Source organism: Corynebacterium sanguinis, assembly GCF_007641235.1.
Classification (GTDB): domain Bacteria; phylum Actinomycetota; class Actinomycetes; order Mycobacteriales; family Mycobacteriaceae; genus Corynebacterium; species Corynebacterium sanguinis.
Genome location: NZ_CP038157.1, coordinates 311,321 through 329,569 on the forward strand (window position 1 = coordinate 311,321; position 18,249 = coordinate 329,569).

Consider the following 18,249-nt stretch of genomic DNA (forward strand, 5'->3'; position numbering starts at 1 on the left):
CGATGAAAAAGATTTGGCACTACGTAGGCGTCATCTTCATCATGTTCTGGGGCCTGGCCCCGTTCTACTGGATGCTCATCACCGCGCTGCGCGACAGCGCGCACACCTTCGATACCACCCCGTGGCCCACGCACGTCACCCTGCAGAACTTCTACGACGCGCTGGCCACCGACAAGGGCAACGACTTCCTCGGCGCGATCGGCAACTCGCTGGTCATCTCGCTGTCGACCACCGCGATCGCCGTGGCTGTCGGCGTGTTCACGGCCTATGCGATTGCGCGACTCGACTTCCCGGGCAAGGGCATCGTCACCGGTGTCATCCTCGCGGCCTCGATGTTCCCGGGCATCGCGCTGGTCACCCCGCTGTTCCAGCTCTTCGGCGACCTCGGCTGGATTGGCACGTACCGCGCGATGATCATCCCGAACATCTCGTTCGCGCTGCCGTTGACGATTTACACGCTGATCTCGTTTTTCCAGCAGCTTCCGTGGGAGCTCGAGCAGGCAGCGCGTGTCGACGGCGCCACTCGCGGCCAGGCGTTCCGGCTGGTGCTTTTGCCGCTGGCGGCGCCGGCGATTTTCACCACCGCGATCCTGGCGTTCATCACCACCTGGAACGAGTTCATGCTGGCCCGCCAGCTCTCCACCACGGCGACGGAGCCGGTGACGGTGGCCATCGCGCGCTTCTCCGGACCGAGCGCGTTCGAGTACCCGTACGCGTCGATCATGGCGGCTGGCTCGCTCGTCACCGTGCCGCTGATCATCATGGTGCTGATCTTCCAGCGCCGCATCGTCTCCGGCCTGACCGCCGGCGGGGTGAAGGGTTAGTGCGCCGCGACCTCATGTGGCAGACCCTGATCGGGTTCGTCGGCTTCTTCGCCGCCGTCGCGCTCGTGCAGGCTGTGCTGAACCTGTTTCGCCCCGAGCCGTTGCTCTGGCCGGGTCTGCTCGCGGGCGCGCTGTGCTTGGCGACGTTCTGGCTCACGCGCCGGTGGCGCACATGGCGCGCCGGAGCCGACCCCCACTCCCCCTAAACCCGGACGGGTAAACGTGCTGCCTCTCCGCCTAAACCCGGGGCATTCTTACCCGTCCGGGTTGAGGCGGATTCGAAGTGATACAGGCCTTTACCTTCGATTGCACTTTCTATGGTCTCTCCGGTAGAGATGTCTGTGCACGGTACAGCCTTAGCGCTCGTCGAACATAACGGCTCTGTGAATGAACTCATCTAAAAATGGCTATGGGTTCGAGGATCAAGGCAGGGCCTGTAAATTCACCCATGGTGCCCACATTCCGCACCCCAAACTGCGCACTCGCCTCCTCGAAGTTTGAAAGCATTTCAATCACAGCCGATCGCTCGAATTCGTTCTTAGGCGCTTTCGGCATTAACCGCAGTGTCGGACTCCAATCACCAGGCTCTAGGATTTCAGCGACTTGACCTACTACCGTGTACTCTCCCTCCAACGGCGCTGGGCTTCCAAGCAGCTTTTCTTCTCCTAGAATAAATGCGATATCACCCGCCTTCTCGCTTAAATCCACCCTCGCGGGAATCTGCATTTCGCCTTCAGCCCCAAAGACATGCCGCATAATTTCAGCCGATTGCGTGATTTTCTTAGCCCCTTCACCTTTGATATACCAAGGGTGCCCTGGGAGTTTGGTGCTCTTTGCGTAGTCTGAATACATTCTCGCCAGCGGATAAATCTCGTAGGTTTTCACCTTTCCCTCGAGCTTTATCACCTCGCCGATCCTCAGGGCTGCTTGTTGCCATTCGTTTGGATTCAAGAGATCACCGACTGCATTGTTGTCGATAAGGTACTGATACCAAGCCTCGAAGATCGAGAATTTCGTTCGGATTCTAATCAGCTCGTCTTCGAACGAGGACTGCTTCTTCTTTCCAGCTTCTGCATTGCCTTTAACTGCAAGTGCACTAGCCGATACAGAACCGCCGAAACCGCTTTCGCGCGCTTCATTTATCTTGGTAACTACACTGTCGATTTTTCCCGCTTCAAGTGCAGATAATGAGTTCACCACCAGCTCATCATCGAGGTAGACAAACGACCGGTGCAGATTTACTTCCGGTGACTTGTACACGATGTCACGTGGCATTTACTATCATCTCTCTCGATCTGTTTCTCATTCCAACGAAGGGCCCCAGGAAGCGTGACCGGCCGCCTAACGCATCTACGGTTTCGCTCCAGCTTCGGCTAATTGTATTGTGCGAGATCTCCTGAGCTCCCTTATTTAATTCTTCTCTGTTTGGAAGCACTAATAGGTGAGAAATTCGATTACTACTTCAAAATGGAGTTGCTAGCGCCCGAGCAGGCGCCGGGCGAGGCGTCGCCACGCGACGCGCGCCACCGAGTGTGGCAGTGCGACCACCTCGCGGGCGTAGTTGCGCGACCGCGACGAGGCCGGGGTCTCGGCCGCGACGATGTCGACGGGGATGCCGAGGTGCCACGCCCACACCTTCGTGCGCAGCACGTGGAAGCCGTTGGTGACCACGGTCAGGCGCGGGGCCGAGGGGAACATCGCGCGGGAGTTTTCCAAGTTCTCGTTGGTGGAGCGCGCGGCGGGCTCGAGCGCGATCGCCGCGCCGGGCACGCCGCGCGCGACGAGCCACGCCGCCATCGCGCCGGCCTCCTCGAAGCCGCTGACGAGAAGGGGACGCGACGGGTCGCTGCGGTACAACGACAGCGCCGCCGCGAGGCGGGCCTCGAGCATCCGCGAGGGACGCCCGTCGATCACCCGGGCGCCGAGCACGACGATCGGGCCCTTAGCCACCCATCAGCCGCTCGCGCAGGGCCTGGTCCTTGCGCTCGACCTCGTCGGCCATGTCGGACTGGTAGGCCGCCATCTTCTCCAGCACCTCTGGGTCCGACGCACCGATGATGCGCGCGGCGAGCAGTCCCGCATTCTTCGCCCCGCCAATGGAGACAGTGGCCACGGGCACACCGCCGGGCATTTGCACAATGGAGAGCAACGAATCCAGGCCGTCGAGGTCTTTGAGTGCCCGCGGGATCCCGATGACGGGCAGCGGCGTAGCCGCGGCGATCATGCCGGGCAGATGGGCCGCTCCCCCGGCGCACGCGATGATCACCTTCAGGCCCCTGCCGTGGGCTGACGTGGCGTAGGCCAGCATCTTCTCCGGGGTGCGATGGGCGGAGACGACACCGACCTCGAAGGGGATGGAAAACTCCGCCAGCACCTCGGCGGCGGGCGCGACGGTGTCCCAGTCGGAGTCGGAGCCCATGATCAGGCCAACGAGCGGCTGCATATTCCCTACTTCCATTCTGCGTTGATGATGTAGTGCGCGGCGTCTTCGGCGACCTCCAGGGCGCGCTCAAGGGAGTCGGCGGCGACGTTGACGTGGCCCATCTTGCGGCCCGGGCGGTAGTCCTTGCCGTAGAGGTGGACCTTGGCTTCGGGATAGCGGCGCATGACCTCGATGACGCGCTCCTCCATCGGCATCTCCGGGTCCGCGTCTCCGCCGAGGGTGTTAACCATCACGGTCACCGGGGCAGTCGGTGCGGTGGATCCCAGCGGCCAGTCCAGCACTGCGCGCAGGTGCTGCTCGAACTGCGAGGTGACGCAGCCGTCCTGGGTCCAGTGGCCGGTGTTGTGCGGGCGCATCGCCAGCTCGTTGACCAGGACTCCGTCGGCGGTTTCGAACAGCTCGACGGCGAGCACGCCGGTGACGTCGAGCTCCTCGGCGATGCGGATCGCTAGGTCGCGGCAGTAGCGGGCGCGCTCGTCGGAAAGCTCCGGCGCCGGCGAAATGGCCACCCGGCAGATCCCGCCGTCCTGGCGCGACTCCACCACCGGCCACGCCTCGACCTGGCCCGAGCGGTTGCGCGCCACCATGGCCGAGAGCTCGCGCACGAACGCGACCTTAGCCTCGGCGTAAAGCCCCACGTCCTGCGCCAAAATTGTTGCCACCTGCTCGGCGAGCTCCTCGCGCGTCTCGGGGAACCACACCCCGTGCCCGTCGTAGCCGCCGCGGGTGGCCTTCAAGCACACTTGACCGTCGACCTCGTCGAAGAAACGGGAGGCGTCGTCGACCGAGGTGATCGCCGCGAACGGGGGCACCGGCAGCCCGAGCTCGCGTAGGCGAGTGCGCTGCTCGAGTTTGTCCTGGGCGTAAATCAGCGCCTCGGGGCGGGGCTCGACGGCCACGCCGGCGTCGATCAGCGAATGCAGGTGCTCGTTGGGGACATGCTCGTGGTCGAAGGTGACCGCGGTGGCGTCGGCCGCGGTGGCCTCAAGGTCCGCGAGGTTGTGGTAGTCACCGAGGCGAACGTCGCCGAAGACCTGCGCCGCCGAGGCCTCGCGGCTGCCCGCAAGCACGCGCGGGGCGAGCCCCAGCTCAATGGCCTCGGTGTGCATCATGCGGGCGAGTTGGCCGTCGCCGATGACGGCGACGATGGGCGTTCCGTAAGCATCATTCACGCCCACCCACTCTAGCGCCCGCGGTGCGGTCAGTAGCGACGCGCCTGAGCGATCTGGCCATGGAGGATCCGCTCCACCTTGCGGCTGCGGCCGACCTCCGGGAAGTACAGCGGGCGCTCGAAGCCGTACACCGCCAGCGAGATCCCGCCCCGGTCGCGGTGCGCCGAGTGAATCTGGCCGAACGGAATGGAGTCGATCGCGCCGCGGCGACTGCGGGCGAGCACGCGGTGGTTGGTGACCACGAAGCGGCGCCGCCTAGATGTCGCCAGCGGCCAGCAAAACCGCACCACACCCACGATGGCCCAGATAAGCACAATCAGGTTGCGCAGGCCCGACGAGATGCCGTTCGCGTCCATCCACCCAATCGCCATCCAGCACACGGCGGTGATGACGACGAGTTCGAGCAGGGGGAAAATCAGGGTCGTCAACGGGCTCGTCGTGTCCGCGAGAACAACTTCACCCCTGGCCAGTCGCAGGCCCCGATTGTCTACCACGGCTGACGATGTTAGTTCGCCGGGCGCAGGTGGGTCACATCTCCGGCGCTGTACGCGGTGCCGTCGATGAGGATTTCGCCGGCGGCGGTGACGTCGTCGACCGTTCCCTCGACGTCGTCGCCGTGGCGCTCAAGGCGCACCGTTTTGCCGATGGTGGAGCACACCGCGCGGTAGTCCTCCAGCAGCTTTTCGTCGCCGGTCTGCCACTGCTCCAGGCGCGTGGCCAGGGCGCGCAGCAGGTCGATGGTGAACTCGTCGAAGTTGATCTGGATGCCCTCGAGGTTGAGCGAGGTCGCGCCCGCCACCGGCAGGTCCTCGGCGCGCCAGTAAACATTGATGCCGATGCCCACCACAACGCGGCGGGTGTCGCCGGCGATGTCGGCCTCGGAGAGGATGCCCGCGAACTTCTTTCCACTGAGCAGGGCGTCGTTGGGCCACTTCAACTCGGCCTCGGGCACGACGTCCGTGACAGCGAGGCCGGCGGCAAGAGAGGCGAGGCCCAGGTTGTCGGCGGTGGGGGCGTCGACAAGCACGCTCAGCGCGAGGATCGAGCCGGCCGGCGAGACCCATTCGCGGCCCATCCGGCCTTTGCCCGCTGTCTGCTCGTCGGCGATGAGCACGCTGCCCGGCGTGCCGCTCGCCAGCAGCTGCGTGTTGGTGGAGTCGGTCGACGCGACCCAGTTCACGTCCGCCCAGGAGTCGGCGACCTCGGTGGCGATGCGTTGGATGTCCTTGACTGTCATGGCCTCAAGCATATTGCTTATCGACGCCTCAGCGCCCCCTGCAGTGATGTTTAAGATAAGACCATCGGAAAAGCGATCGCAGTTATCGCCCTATACACGGCCGGGTTGGCCGCGGGGCTGTACTACGTCAGGAATTTCCGTGGCGTGGAGTACGCCGACCCCGCGTTTATCCAAACCTTCTTCTTGGTGCTCGTCGTTTTGGCCTCGGCGACCGTGGCCTACTGCCTGGTGTTTCGTGAGGAGGCGGCGATCCCGTGGGAGCGTGCGCGTCGCTGGGGCGCGTACGCGATTGTGATGGTGCCTTTGGTTGTTTTGCTCGCCGTCGCGTTGGTGACGGTACCCCCGGGCGTCGCGCTGATCGGGCTTGCGTTGGTTGCCATTGGCGAGGAGGTGGCGTTTCGGCAGGTCTTCTTCGGCGCTCTGCTCAAGCGCAGCGCCGCGGCTGGCGGGGGTGTGATCGGCGCGGTTGTCGGCTCGGCGCTCGCGTTTTCTGCGCTCCACGCCGTCAGCGTTCTCGGCGGGCGCACCGCGACGCAGGTGGCGAGCCAGATGCTGATCATCTTCCTCGCCGGGATCGTCTTCGCCTGCCTGTTCCTGAGCACGAAAAGCCTGGTAGCGGTCATTGCCTTCCACTGGATCTGGGACGCACTGGTGTCGGTGCCCTCGGACGACGCGTCGTATCTGACCTGGGCGATGCCGCTGTGCATGTTGTCTCAGACCGTCGTCGGGCTTGTTGTGCTGTGGCGGTTCCGCACGTGCGCGGCGAGCGCGTTTCTGGCTCAGCCGCGGGTCGGGGTGGGCGCTGTCGGGCGGTAGTTTCGTGCCAGGCGCTCGTTCTGTTGGCTCGGTGGTGTTTTGTCGCGGCTCGGGCTTTACGACGGGTGCGGGGGCCTGCTCCAGGGTTTTGGCGGCTGCGCCGTTTGTACCGCGCAATGTGGCGATTCGGGATGGCAAATTCCCTGTTCGCGACAGTGACGTTTGCGTAAATTGCGCAATGCACAATGCGCAGTCGCCGCACCGCGGTCCGGGTTGTACACGGGAGCAAAGGCCTGCCCCAGGATCTCCGCAACTGCGCAATTTGTACTGCGCAACGTAGCGATTCGGAACAGCAAAGTCCCAGCTCACGAATGCACCCTCTGCCTAAATTGCGCAGTGCAAAACGCGCAGTCCCCGCCCCCCCAGCAACGACGACTAGGAGCTGCACGCGACACCGGCCGCGTAAGACGAAAGACAAATGCCCGTTATAAACGAACCCCCTCACCCCACGACGCACACCGCGATGGCGTAGTCGCCGTCGTGGGATAGGGACAGCGATGTTGCCTCCGGCGCCGCGTCGACAAGCGAGCCGCGCAGCGCAATCGTAACGCGGCCAAACGCGTCCGCGACCACCTCGATGTCGCTGAAATCGACGTCGGAGTGCGCGGGCGGCGACCCGTAGCGCGACTGCGCCCACGCCTTGATGTAGGCCTCCTTCGCCGCCCACCGCGCGGCTAGCGACGCGACGGGCGAGGGCTTGGCCGCACACTCGCGCCGCTCCCTCTCCGTAAACACGCGCGTAAACGTCGAGCCAGAGACGTCCAGCTGCGACGCAAACGCCGAAATCTGGACGATATCGGTGCCGACATGCATTGGGCCCACTCTCCTTGCCTATCCAAAAAACGTGTTGTAAATCACATCTACGCGAACACCCAGTATAAACGCTTAACTTACCCGGCAGTAAGCTACGTTTCGGTAAGTGCGCCGGAGGATGACTACCACCCCGCATTATTGTGCGCCGTATGACGATTTCGCCGTACAAACCGGTCGAGCGGCTCGCCACGGCGCCCCGCACGACGGCAGACAAGATCGCCGATCTGCTCGCCCGCCGCGAGGAATCGCAGGCGCCGCTGGGCAGCGCAGCCCACGAGAAGGTCCGGGCCGCCGGGAGGATGACCGCGCGCGAGCGGCTGGATTACCTCCTCGATGAAGACTCCTTCGTCGAAACCGGCCAGCTCGCGCGCCACCGCACCCACGATTTCGGCATGTTCTCCAAGCGTCCCGTCACCGACGGCATCATCACCGGCTTCGGCACCATCGATGGCCGCGAGGTCTGCATCTTCTCCCAGGACGGCACCGTCTTCGGCGGCGCGTTGGGCGAGGTCTACGGCGAGAAAATGGTCGCGCTCCAGGAGCTCGCCGTGACCACAGGCCGACCGCTGATTGGCCTCTACGAGGGCGCTGGGGCCCGCATCCAAGACGGTGCCGTGTCCCTGGACTGGATCGCCGCCACGTTCCGCCTCAACGTCAAGGCCTCGGGCGTCGTCCCGCAGATCTCGGTGATCATGGGCGCCTGCGCCGGCGGCAACGCCTACTCCCCCGCCCTGACCGACTTCGTGGTCATGGTGGACAAGACATCGAAGATGTTCGTCACAGGCCCCGACGTGATCAAAACGGTCACCGGCGAGAACATCACGCAAGAGGAGCTCGGCGGCGCTTGGACCCACATGGGCAGCGCCGGCAACTGCCACTACGTCGCCGCCAGCGACGCCGACGCCCTCGACTGGGTCGGCGACCTCGTCGGCTACCTTCCCAGCAACAGCCGACTGAACGCGCCGGCGGAGTACGCCGAGCCCGACACCGAGATCGGCGACTTCGACCGCGAGCTGGACTACATTATTCCCGACAACGTCTCGCAACCCTACGACGTGCGCGAGGTGATCACCCGAATCGCCGACGACGGCGAGTTCATGGAGATCATGGAGCAGCGCGCCGAAAACGTCGTCGTCGCGTTCGGCCGCATCGACGGCGAGGTCGTCGGCTTCGTCGCCAACCAGCCCAGCGTCCTCGCCGGCTGCCTCGACATCGACTCCTCCGCCAAGGCCGCCCGCTTCGTGCGCACCTGCGACGCCTTCAACATCCCGCTCGTGCTGCTTGTCGACGTCCCCGGGTTCCTGCCCGGCGCCGCCCAAGAGCACGACGGCATCCTGCGCCACGGCGCGAAGCTTCTCTACGCCTACGGCGAGGCGACGGTGCCGAAAATCACCGTCACCATGCGCAAGGCCTACGGCGGGGCGTACTGCGTGATGGGCTCGAAGGGCCTCGGCGCAGACGTGAACCTGGCGTGGCCGACCGCCCAGATCGCGGTGATGGGTGCCGCCGGCGCCGTCGGGTTCATCAACCGCAAGGAGATAAAGGCCGCGCGCGACTCCGGGATGGGCGAAGCCGAGCTGGCCGACCTCGTCGCCTCATTCGAGCGCGAGTACGAAGACACCATCCTCAACCCCTACAACGCCGCCGAGCGCGGGCTTATCGACGCCGTCATCCTGCCTTCGGAAACCCGCACGACCATCGCCGCCAACCTGCGCCTTCTGCGCGGAAAAACTGTGGCGCGCCCGGCGCGCAAGCACGGCAACATCCCCCTCTAGAACCGATAAGGACTTTCACAGCAATGAAGAACCTCACCCCGTTGACCAGCATGACCTCGCCCGCCGTAATCTTCCAAGGCCAGGGTACCAACTGGCAGCTTGCGCTGGCCGACGCCGCCGCGACCCCCATGACCCACGCGCGCCTCAACTCGCTTCTTGATGCTGCCCGCAGCGTAACCGGACCAATCGCCCGTCCCCTGGCCTCGAGCGTTCCGGGCGTCGTTGAGCGTCTGCGCGCGATCATGGACCCCGACCAGGCCACCGCGGTCAACGACGTCGACCGCCTCCCCGCCGTGTCCGTGCCCGGCATCGTGCTTGCCCAGATCGCGGCCACGGACCAGCTGCGCGGGCTGGGGCTCGACATCGACTCCGCCGCCCTCGCCGGGCACTCCCAGGGCAGCCTCGGCGTGGCCGCCGCGTCGCACCCCGAGCACGCGCTCGCATTCGCGTTCATCCTCGGCGCGGCCGCATCCGCCACCTCCAGCGGGCGCGATGCCCGCTCCCGCATGCTGTCCGTGCGCGGCATCCACCGCGGTGACCTGGACCGCTTCCTGGGTACCCAGCCCGCCGTCGTCAACGGCCCCCGCCACGTCGTGTTTTCGGGTGAGCCCGCCGAGCTGGAGGCCGCTGTATCAGCGATCAACGCCGCCGCGGCCGAGTTCAACGCGAGGCTGGAGGCCGCCGAGTTCGGCGGCTCGGAGATGAACCCGGTCTACGATTTCCTTCCCGTCGCCTACCCCTTCCATAACGAGGGCAACGAGGACGCCGTCGAGCTGGCCGTCAAGTGGGCGCAGGCCTGCGGGATCGATCTCGGCGAGACCACCCCGCGCGACTTGGCCCAGGCCATCCTGCACGACCCCCACGACTATCCCGCGCTGGTGCGCGGCCTGCTTGAGCAGGGCGTAAGCCACATCGTCGCGCTCGACCCGGCCGTGGCGAGCATCACCACCAAGCTCGTCGCCGGGGCGGGCGTGCCCGTGATCACCGCGGACAGCGCGACCGCGCGCGACAACCTCGCCCGCCCGGGCGCACCTGTGCCGGAGGCCGCCGACTACTCCCGCTTCGCGCCCCGCCTGGTGCGCCTCCCCGACGGCGAGACGTACACGCAGACCCGCTTTTCCACGCTGACCGGCCTTTCCCCGATCATCCTCGGAGGCATGACCCCGACGTCCGCGGACGGCGAGATCGTCGCCGCGGCCGCCAACGCCGGATATTGGACGGAGCTTGCCGGCGGCGGCATGTACTCCGAAGACGTGTTCACGCAGCACAAGAACACCTTGGTCGAGCACCTAGAGCCGGGGCGCACCGCCCAGTTCAACACCATGTTCTTCGACCGCTTCTTGTGGAACCTCCAGTTCGGTCAGACCCGCATGGTGCCCAAAGCCCGCGCCGCGGGCGCACCGTTCAACGGGGTCTGCATCTCGGCCGGCATCCCCGAGGTCGAGGAGGCCACAGACCTTCTTGCTCAGTTGCGTGCCGACGGCTTCCCCTACATCGCCTTCAAACCGGGTACGACCGCACAGGTCCGCGCGGTGTTGAAGATCGCCGAAGCCAACCCCGACGTGCCCGTCATCCTCATGGTCGAAGACGGCCACGCCGGAGGACACCACTCCTGGGTGGACCTTGACGACATTCTCATCGAGACCTACGGCGAGGTGCGTGAGCACGACAACGCCTATCTCACCGTCGGCGGAGGCGTCTACTCCCCCGAGCGCGCCTCCGATCTCATCACCGGTGACTGGGCGACGCGCTGGGACCTGCCTCTCATGCCGGTCGACGCTGTGTTTATTGGAACCGTCGCCATGGCCACCAAGGAGGCCAAGGCCACCGACTCCGTCAAGGACCTGCTGGTCAACACCAAGGGACTTACCCCGGATGAGAACGGCGGCTGGGTTTCGCGCGGCACCGGGCGCAACGGCGTGGCGTCGTCGCAAAGCCACTTGCTCGCCGACATCCACGACCTCGACAACTCGTTCGCGCGCGCGTCGCGGCTGATCACGAGCCTGTCCATCGAGGAGTACGACGAGCGCCGCGACGAGATCATCGAGGCCCTGTCGAAGACCTCGAAGCCGTTCTTCGGCGACATTGAAACCATGACCTACGCGGAGTGGGTCAACCGGTTCGTCGAGCTCGCCTACCCGTTCACGGATTCCTCGTGGGACAAGCGCTTCCTCGCGGTGCTGCAGCGCGTCGAGGCGCGCCTGAACCCCAGCGACCACGGCGAGATCGAGTCGCTGTTTGAGCTGGGGGTGGACGCGCGTGAGGGCGCCGATAAGCTGCTGGCTGCCTACCCTGTCGCGCACGAGGTCAAGGTCTCCCCGCGCGATGCCGCGTGGTGGTTAGCGCTGCACTACGCCTACCCGAAGCCGATGCCGTGGGTGCCCGCGATCGACGGGGACTTGAAGGTCTGGTTCGGCAAGGACACGCTGTGGCAGGCCCAGGACCCCCGCTACACTGCCGACCAGGTCCGCATCATCCCCGGCCCCGTCGCGGTCGCGGGAATCACCAAGAAGAACGAGCCCGTCGCCGAGCTCCTCGGCCGCTTCGAGGCCGCCACGACGCACTCGCTTCTCGACGCCGGCGTCACCGCCACCGAGCGCTTCTCCCGCCTCGCCGACGCCACCAGTGTCGAGGAGTACCTCAAGGCCGCCCCGACACTGGTCTGGCACGGCCACCTAATGGACAATCCCGCCTACGCGATGGACGAGTGCGCCTACGAGATCGTCGAGGAGGCCGACGGCTGGGCGATCCGCATCGTCACCGACTCCTACTGGGACGATCTGCCGGAGGACCAGCGCCCGTTCTACGTGCGCGACGTGACCATCCCGATCGACCTGCCCGCGGGTGTCGCCACCGGCGCGTCCCCGGTCGTGTCCGACGAGCGTCTGCCGAAGTCCGTCTACGACCTGCTCGCCGGCCTGGCGGGCGTGGGCTCGACCTCCGAGACCGGTGACGACATTGCCGAGATGCCCTCGCTTGTCGACGGCATCGCCCACGCCTCGTTCACCTTCCCCGCTTCCCTGCTCGCCGCGCACACCGCGGTGACTGGCGCCGCGCTCGGCGAGGACGTCGTGGCGGGCACCCCGGACGTGCTCGTTGGGCCGTGCTGGCCGGCGATCTACACCGCGCTTGGTTCCGGCATGCTGCCCGACGGCTTCCCCGTCATCGAGGGCCTGCTCAACGCCGTGCACCTCGACCACCTCATTGACCTGCGTGTGCCGCTGCGCGAGCTTGCGAACGGCCGCACCATCGACGTGGCCTCGCACTGCAGCTCGATTGACGAGTCCTCCGCGGGGCGCATCGTCACCGTCGAACTCGAGCTCTCCTCCGGCGGCGAGGTCGTGGCCACCCAGATGCACCGCTTCGCCATCCGCGGCCGCGCGACCGTGGCCACCCCTCCCGTGCCCGCCCCGCAGTTCGGCGGCGGCGCCGACGCGGACGCTGTGGAGGCCACCCCGCGCTCGTTTGTGGACCGCGCCGTGGTCACCGCCCCGCACGACATGACCCCGTTCGCGCTGGTGAGCGGCGACTACAACCCGATCCACACCTCCTACAACGCCTCTGGGCTCGTCGGACTGAGCGCGCCACTGGTGCACGGGATGTGGCTCTCCGCCACCGCCCAGCACGTCGCCGGGCGCCACGGCGAGGTCACCGGCTGGACGTACAACATGTACGGCATGGTGCAGCTCGATGACGTCATCGAGATCACCGTCGAGCGCGTCGGGCGCGTGGGCATCCGCCCGGCACTGGAGGTGACCTGCCGCATCGGCGGCGAGGTGGTCTCGCGCGGCCAGGCGCTTCTGGCGCAGCCGCGCACCGCCTACGTCTACCCGGGCCAGGGCGTGCAGGCCGAGGGCATGGGTGCGGGAGATCGCCAGGCCAGCCCCGCCGCGCGCGAGATCTGGCGCCGCGCCGACCGTCACACCAGGACCAACCTGGGCTTTTCCATCCAGCGCATCGTGGATGAGAACCCGACCGAGATCACGGTGCGCGGCGAGGTGTTCAAGCACCCGAATGGCGTGCTGCACCTGACCCAGTTCACCCAGGTCGCCCTGGCCGTGGTGGCGTACGCGCAGACCGAGCGGCTGCGCGACGCGAACGCGCTGGCCACCGGCGCGATGTTCGCCGGGCACTCGCTGGGCGAGTACACGGCGCTTGCGTCACTCGGCGGGATTTTCGACCTCGAGGCCGTGATCGACATCGTCTACTCGCGCGGCTCCGCGATGGGTTCGCTCGTGCCGCGCGATGCCGAGGGCAACTCCGACTACGGCATGGGTGCGCTGCGCCCGAACATGATCGGTGTGGCACCGGGCGACGTCGTGGATTACGTCGCCTCGGTGGCACATGCCGCCGGGGAGTTTTTGGAGATTGTCAACTACAACATCTCCGGCCAGCAGTACTCTGTGGCCGGAACCAAGCGCGGCCTCGCCGCCCTGGCCCAGGCCGCCAACGGTGTGCGCGAGCGCGCGTTCGTCACCGTGCCGGGCATCGACGTGCCCTTCCACTCCCGCGTGCTGCGCGACGGCGTGCCGGCCTTCGCCCAGAAGCTCGACGAGCTGCTGCCCGCCGAGATCGACGTGGCCACCCTCGAGCACCGCTATGTGCCCAACCTGGTCGCCCGGCCCTTCGAGCTGTCCCAGGACTTCATCGACGCCGTCACCGCCGAGGTCCCTTCAGAGCGCCTCGCCGGAGTCACGGTGGACAACACTCCCGCAGGCGAGCTCGCCCGCATCCTCCTCATCGAGCTTCTGGCCTGGCAGTTCGCCTCGCCGGTGCGCTGGATTGAAACGCAGGACCTGCTCATCGGGCGCGTCGATCAGCTCATCGAGGTCGGCCTCGCTGCCTCGCCGACGCTGACCAACCTGGCCAAGCGCGAGATGGACGTGATCGGCCGCCACATCCCGGTGCTCAACGTCGAGGCGAGCCAGGACACCGTCATGCTGGCGGACTCCATCGCCGCGCCCGAACCGGAGGAGGCGAATCAGCCGGAGCAGCCTGGGCAGGCGGAGGAGGTTGAGCCCGCCACCGCTCCCGAGCCTGCGGCAGCCGCGCCCTCCCCGTCTTCCACTCCCGCTCCCGCTGCGGCCGGCGGCTCGCCCGTCACCGACCTCCCGTTTAGCGCCGCTGACGCCATCGACGTGCTCTTCGCGTTCCAGAATAAGATCCGCGTGGAGCAGATCACCGGCTCCGACACCATCGAGGAGCTCACGGGCGGGGTGTCGTCGCGACGCAACCAGCTGCTCATGGACATGTCCGCCGAGCTTGGGGTGCCCGCCATCGACGGCGCCGCCGAGGCCGACGTGACCACGCTGCGCGAGCGCGTGAGAACCGCCGCCCCCGGTTACGCTCCCTTCGGCTCCGTGCTCTCCGAGGCAATCGGCGCGCGCCTGCGCCAACTTCTCGGTGTGGCAGGGCTTAAACCCGCACACGTCGGCGACCACGTCACCGGCACCTGGGCGCTGCCCGCGTCCTGGGTTCCCCACGTCGAGGCTGAAATCCTGCTGGGCACCCGCCAGGAGGAGTCGGTGCGCGGTGGTGCCCTCGGCACTCTGCCCGGCGCGTCTTCGAAGTCCGAGGTGAACACGCTTATCGACGCCGCCGTGGCCAACGTCGCCGCCCGCCACAGCATCAACGTCAGCCCGGCAAAGGCAGGTGGCGCCTCCGGCGGCGCAGTGGTCGACTCCGCAGCCCTCGAGGCCTACCGCGACGAGGTGACCGACACGCTGGTGACCACCGCGCGCACACTGTTGGCCAAGCTCGGCGTCGGAGACGAGCACGTCGAGATCGAAGCACCCGACACCACCGTCCTCGAAACCGTCGAGGCTGAGCTGGGCGCCGGCTGGGTCTCGCAGGTCACCCCCCGCTTCGACGCGCGCAAGGCAGTGCTTTTCGACGACCGCTGGGCCCAAGCGCGCGAGGACCTCGCCCGCGTGGCCCTGGGCGAGGCGGACATTGCGGTGGAGCGCTTCCGCGACACCGGGCAGACTGTGGCCGAGCAGGCGCAGTGGTACGCGGATAACGGCTACTCCGGCCCGCTGGCGGAGATCGCGCAGGCCGCCGCCGAGGACTTTAACGGCGAGTTTTCCGGCGAGATTGCCCTGGTTACGGGTGCCGCGCCCGGTTCCATCGCGACTGCTCTTGTCGAGCGCCTGCTCGCTGGGGGCGCCACCGTGGTCATGACTGCCTCGAACGTGAGCCAGGCACGCAAGGAGTTCGCGCGCACCCTCTACCGCGACAACGCCGTCGCGGGCGCCGCGCTGTGGCTCGTGCCCGCCAACTTGTCGAGCTACCGTGACATCGACGCGCTCATCGCCTGGCTCGGCGAGGAGCAGAAGGAGACCGTGGGCAAGGACGTGCGCGTGATCAAGCCCCGGCTGATCCCCACCCTGGCCTTCCCGTTCGCCGCGCCGAGCGTGTCCGGATCCCTGGCCGAGGTCGGCGGCAACGCCGAAACCCAGGCCCGGTTGCTGCTGTGGTCGGTCGAGCGCACGATCGCGGGCCTTGCCGAGCTGGCGCAGACTTCCGATTCCGTCCAGCGCACCCACGTTGTCCTGCCGGGTTCGCCGAACCGGGGCACCTTCGGCGGCGACGGCGCATACGGCGAGGTCAAGGCCGCGCTCGACGCCGTGCTAAACAAGTGGTCCGCCGAGACCGGCTGGCCCGACGGCGTGACCCTTGCCCAGGCGCGCATCGGCTGGGTGGCCGGCACGCACCTGATGGGCGGCAACGACGCTCTCGTCCCCGCGGCCGAAGCCGCCGGCATCCACGTGTGGAGCCCGGAGGAGATCTCCCGTGAGATCCTCACCCTGGCAACGCCCGAAGCGCGCGCTCAGGCTACCGAGTCGCCGCTGGACCTCGACCTGACAGGGGGGCTTGCCGACGCCGGCGTGTCCATCGCAGAGCTCGCCCGCAGCGCCTCGCTGCCTGCGGGTGGGGGCGTGGACGAGGGAGCGTCGGCAGGTGAAAGAATCAAAGCCCTGCCGAACCTGGCCAACCCGGTACAGCCGGAAGGCGTCGAGGTGGATACAGTGAGCTGCGGCCTCGACGACATGATCGTGATCTGTGGAATCGGCGAGGTGTCCTCCTGGGGTTCGGGTCGCACCCGACGCGAGGCCGAGTACGGCATCCGCCGCGACGGCGACGTCGACCTCACCGCCGCCGGCGTGCTCGAGCTGGCCTGGATGACCGGGCTGGTGCGCTGGTCCGAGGACCCGAACCCGGGCTGGTATGACGCCGAGGGCACGGTGATCGCCGAGGAGGATATCTACGAGCGCTTCCGCGACGAGGTCGTCGCCCGCGCCGGCGTGCGCGAGCTGACGGACAAGTACTTCCTCACCGATAAGGGCTCCATCGATCTCACTGAGGTCTTCCTCGACCGCGACATCACCTTCACCGTGGCCGGCGAGGCCGAGGCGCGCGACTACGAGGCCGCTGACCCCGACAAGACCGTAGTGCGCGTGATTGACGGCGAGTGGACAGTGACCAGGTTGGCCGGGGCGAAGGCTGCCCTTCCGCGCAAGGCGACCTTGACCCGCACCGTGGCCGGGCAGATGCCGGACGACTTCGACCCGGCAGCCTGGGGAATTCCAGCGCAAATGGTTGACAACATGGACCGCATTGCGGTGTGGAACTTGGTCACCGCCGTCGACGCGTTCGTCTCCGCCGGTTTTACCCCGGCTGAGCTGATGCAGGCCGTCCACCCCGCGGACGTGGCCTCGACGCAGGGCACGGGAATCGGTGGCATGGAATCCCTGCATAAGGTGTTCGTCTCCCGCCTGCTCGGCCACGAGCGCCAGTCCGACATCCTGCAGGAGGCGCTGCCGAACGTGGTGGCCGCGCACGTCATGCAATCGCTCGTTGGCGGCTACGGTTCGATGATCCACCCGGTCGGCGCCTGCGCCACCGCGGCGGTGTCCGTCGAGGAAGCCGTGGACAAGATCGCCGTGGGCAAGGCCGACTTTGTCGTCGCCGGCGGCATCGACGATGTCCAGGTCGAGTCGCTGCAGGGCTTCGGCGATATGAACGCCACCGCGGAGACGGCCACGATGCGTGCCAAGGGCATCCACGACCGCTTCATTTCACGGGCCAACGACCGCCGCCGCGGCGGCTTCCTTGAAGCCGAAGGCGGTGGCACGGTGTTGGTCGCCCGTGCCTCACTGGCAGCTGAGCTGGGATTGCCAGTGTATGCGGTTATCGCCTATGCCTCCTCCTTCGGTGACGGGGCGCACACCTCGATTCCCGCACCCGGTTTGGGTGTGCTCGCCGCGGCACGTGGGGGTGAGAATTCCCGCCTGGCACGCTCGCTGGCCTCGCTGGGCCTATCACCCGACGATGTCACCGTGCTGTCCAAGCACGACACCTCCACCAACGCCAACGACCCTAACGAATCCGAGCTACACTCCCTGCTGTGGCCCGCGATCGGGCGCGACACCCGTGCGCCGATGTACGTCATCTCCCAGAAGACGCTGACCGGCCACTCGAAAGCGGGTGCGGCGCTGTTCCAGATTGGCGGGCTTATCGACGTCCTCGCGACCGGCCGCATCCCCGCCAACGCATCACTTGACTGCGTCGATCCCCTCGTGGGTGAGAAGGCACGCAACTTGGTGTGGCTGCGCGCTCCCCTGTCGCTGGGTGTCGGTGCCGTGAAGGCGGCGGCGCTGACCTCCCTCGGCTTCGGCCACGTCGGCGCACTCGTGGTGCTGGCGCATCCGGGCGTGTTCGAGGCGGCGCTGGCTGCGTCTGGTGCGTCCGTGTCCGAGTGGCGCTGCCGCGCCACGGCTCGCCTGCGCGCCGGCGCCGAGCACCTCGAGGCCGGGATGGTCGCCCGCCGGGCGCTGTTCACCCAGGTGGAGAACCGCCGCTTCGCGGACGGCAACGCACACGACGGGGAAATCGCGCTGCTTCTCGACCCGGACGCGCGCCTCGGTGAGGACGGTGTGTACCCGCGGGCGTAGGGCCTGCGGGGCACTCCTTGGCTCCGGGACCGTGTCCGGCACCACTATGGAAGTGGTACTGGATGCGGTCAACCTGAAGCTCGCGTCCATGTAGCGCGGATGCCCCCATTTTCCAGGGCATGATCGCGCGGTGGAGCGTCCGCGTGGTCGTGTCACCGATCATGGTCCGTGAGAAATGCTACCGCGCCGCCCCAACATCTCTCAGTTTTCCCAGG

The 18,249-nt window shown here is 66.9% G+C and carries 12 protein-coding genes; 5 read left to right on the forward strand and 7 right to left on the reverse strand.

What is annotated here, in order from left to right; genetic code table 11:
- Nucleotides 1-2 precede the first annotated feature (2 nt).
- The gene (locus E3227_RS01580; protein WP_136652971.1) at nt 3-824 is read left to right on the forward strand and encodes a carbohydrate ABC transporter permease; all 822 of its coding nucleotides are present in this window, start codon (nt 3-5) and stop codon (nt 822-824) included.
- Nucleotides 824-1,030, forward strand: a complete 207-nt coding sequence (locus tag E3227_RS01585) for a hypothetical protein (RefSeq protein ID WP_144317334.1) — start codon at nt 824-826, stop codon at nt 1,028-1,030. Before E3227_RS01580 ends, E3227_RS01585 begins: the two co-directional genes overlap by 1 nt.
- A gap of 187 nt (nt 1,031-1,217) precedes the next feature.
- Here E3227_RS01585 and E3227_RS01590 read toward each other — a convergent pair whose 3' ends face one another.
- The 6 genes from E3227_RS01590 to E3227_RS01615 all read right to left on the reverse strand — a co-directional run bounded on the left by E3227_RS01590 (nt 1,218) and on the right by E3227_RS01615 (nt 5,676).
- Nucleotides 1,218-2,099: a DUF6414 family protein gene (locus E3227_RS01590; protein ID WP_144317335.1), complete on the reverse strand. Its 882-nt coding sequence runs from the start codon at nt 2,097-2,099 to the stop codon at nt 1,218-1,220.
- A gap of 201 nt (nt 2,100-2,300) precedes the next feature.
- Nucleotides 2,301-2,774 carry a YdcF family protein gene (locus E3227_RS01595; RefSeq protein ID WP_259787930.1) on the reverse strand — a complete coding sequence of 158 codons (474 nt, stop codon included), beginning with the start codon at nt 2,772-2,774 and terminating at the stop codon, nt 2,301-2,303.
- Entirely contained in the window at nt 2,767-3,267 is a 501-nt protein-coding gene (gene purE, locus E3227_RS01600) for a 5-(carboxyamino)imidazole ribonucleotide mutase (RefSeq protein WP_144317336.1), read from the reverse strand. Before purE ends, E3227_RS01595 begins: the two co-directional genes overlap by 8 nt.
- Nucleotides 3,268-3,272: 5 nt before the next feature.
- Complete coding sequence (locus tag E3227_RS01605; protein ID WP_246062850.1) at nt 3,273-4,379, reverse strand: 5-(carboxyamino)imidazole ribonucleotide synthase; 1,107 nt, start codon at nt 4,377-4,379, stop codon at nt 3,273-3,275.
- Nucleotides 4,380-4,468: 89 nt separating this feature from the next.
- Entirely contained in the window at nt 4,469-4,933 is a 465-nt protein-coding gene (locus E3227_RS01610; RefSeq protein ID WP_136652976.1) for a hypothetical protein, read from the reverse strand.
- 11 nt (nt 4,934-4,944) lie between these two features.
- Nucleotides 4,945-5,676 carry a biotin--[acetyl-CoA-carboxylase] ligase gene (locus E3227_RS01615; RefSeq protein ID WP_170228606.1) on the reverse strand — a complete coding sequence of 244 codons (732 nt, stop codon included), beginning with the start codon at nt 5,674-5,676 and terminating at the stop codon, nt 4,945-4,947.
- A 105-nt stretch (nt 5,677-5,781) separates the two neighbouring features.
- On the opposite strand from E3227_RS01615, the gene E3227_RS01620 reads away from it, so the two are divergent.
- Nucleotides 5,782-6,492 (forward strand): CPBP family intramembrane glutamic endopeptidase, encoded by a 711-nt coding sequence (locus E3227_RS01620; RefSeq protein ID WP_144317338.1) that lies wholly within the window; start codon nt 5,782-5,784, stop codon nt 6,490-6,492.
- Between the two features lie 441 nt (nt 6,493-6,933).
- Here the strand turns inward: E3227_RS01620 and acpS are convergent, their stop codons facing one another.
- Nucleotides 6,934-7,305 (reverse strand): holo-ACP synthase AcpS, encoded by a 372-nt coding sequence (gene acpS / locus E3227_RS01625; RefSeq protein ID WP_144317339.1) that lies wholly within the window; start codon nt 7,303-7,305, stop codon nt 6,934-6,936.
- A 149-nt stretch (nt 7,306-7,454) separates the two neighbouring features.
- Between acpS and E3227_RS01630 the strand changes: the two genes are divergently transcribed.
- Nucleotides 7,455-9,080, forward strand: a complete 1,626-nt coding sequence (locus E3227_RS01630; protein ID WP_144317340.1) for an acyl-CoA carboxylase subunit beta — start codon at nt 7,455-7,457, stop codon at nt 9,078-9,080.
- Between the two features lie 23 nt (nt 9,081-9,103).
- Complete coding sequence (locus E3227_RS01635) at nt 9,104-18,034, forward strand: type I polyketide synthase (RefSeq protein ID WP_144317341.1); 8,931 nt, start codon at nt 9,104-9,106, stop codon at nt 18,032-18,034.
- Nucleotides 18,035-18,249 lie beyond the last annotated feature (215 nt).

Coding starts and splice junctions, on each gene's coding strand:
- E3227_RS01580 (WP_136652971.1), top strand. CDS start 3: ATGAAAAAGATTTGGCACTACGTAGGCGTCATCTTCATCATGTTCTGG.
- E3227_RS01635 (WP_144317341.1), top strand. CDS start 9,104: ATGAAGAACCTCACCCCGTTGACCAGCATGACCTCGCCCGCCGTAATC.
- E3227_RS01605 (WP_246062850.1), bottom strand. CDS start 4,379: ATGATGCACACCGAGGCCATTGAGCTGGGGCTCGCCCCGCGCGTGCTT.
- purE (WP_144317336.1), bottom strand. CDS start 3,267: ATGCAGCCGCTCGTTGGCCTGATCATGGGCTCCGACTCCGACTGGGAC.
- E3227_RS01615 (WP_170228606.1), bottom strand. CDS start 5,676: ATGACAGTCAAGGACATCCAACGCATCGCCACCGAGGTCGCCGACTCC.
- E3227_RS01590 (WP_144317335.1), bottom strand. CDS start 2,099: ATGCCACGTGACATCGTGTACAAGTCACCGGAAGTAAATCTGCACCGG.
- E3227_RS01630 (WP_144317340.1), top strand. CDS start 7,455: ATGACGATTTCGCCGTACAAACCGGTCGAGCGGCTCGCCACGGCGCCC.
- acpS (WP_144317339.1), bottom strand. CDS start 7,305: ATGCATGTCGGCACCGATATCGTCCAGATTTCGGCGTTTGCGTCGCAG.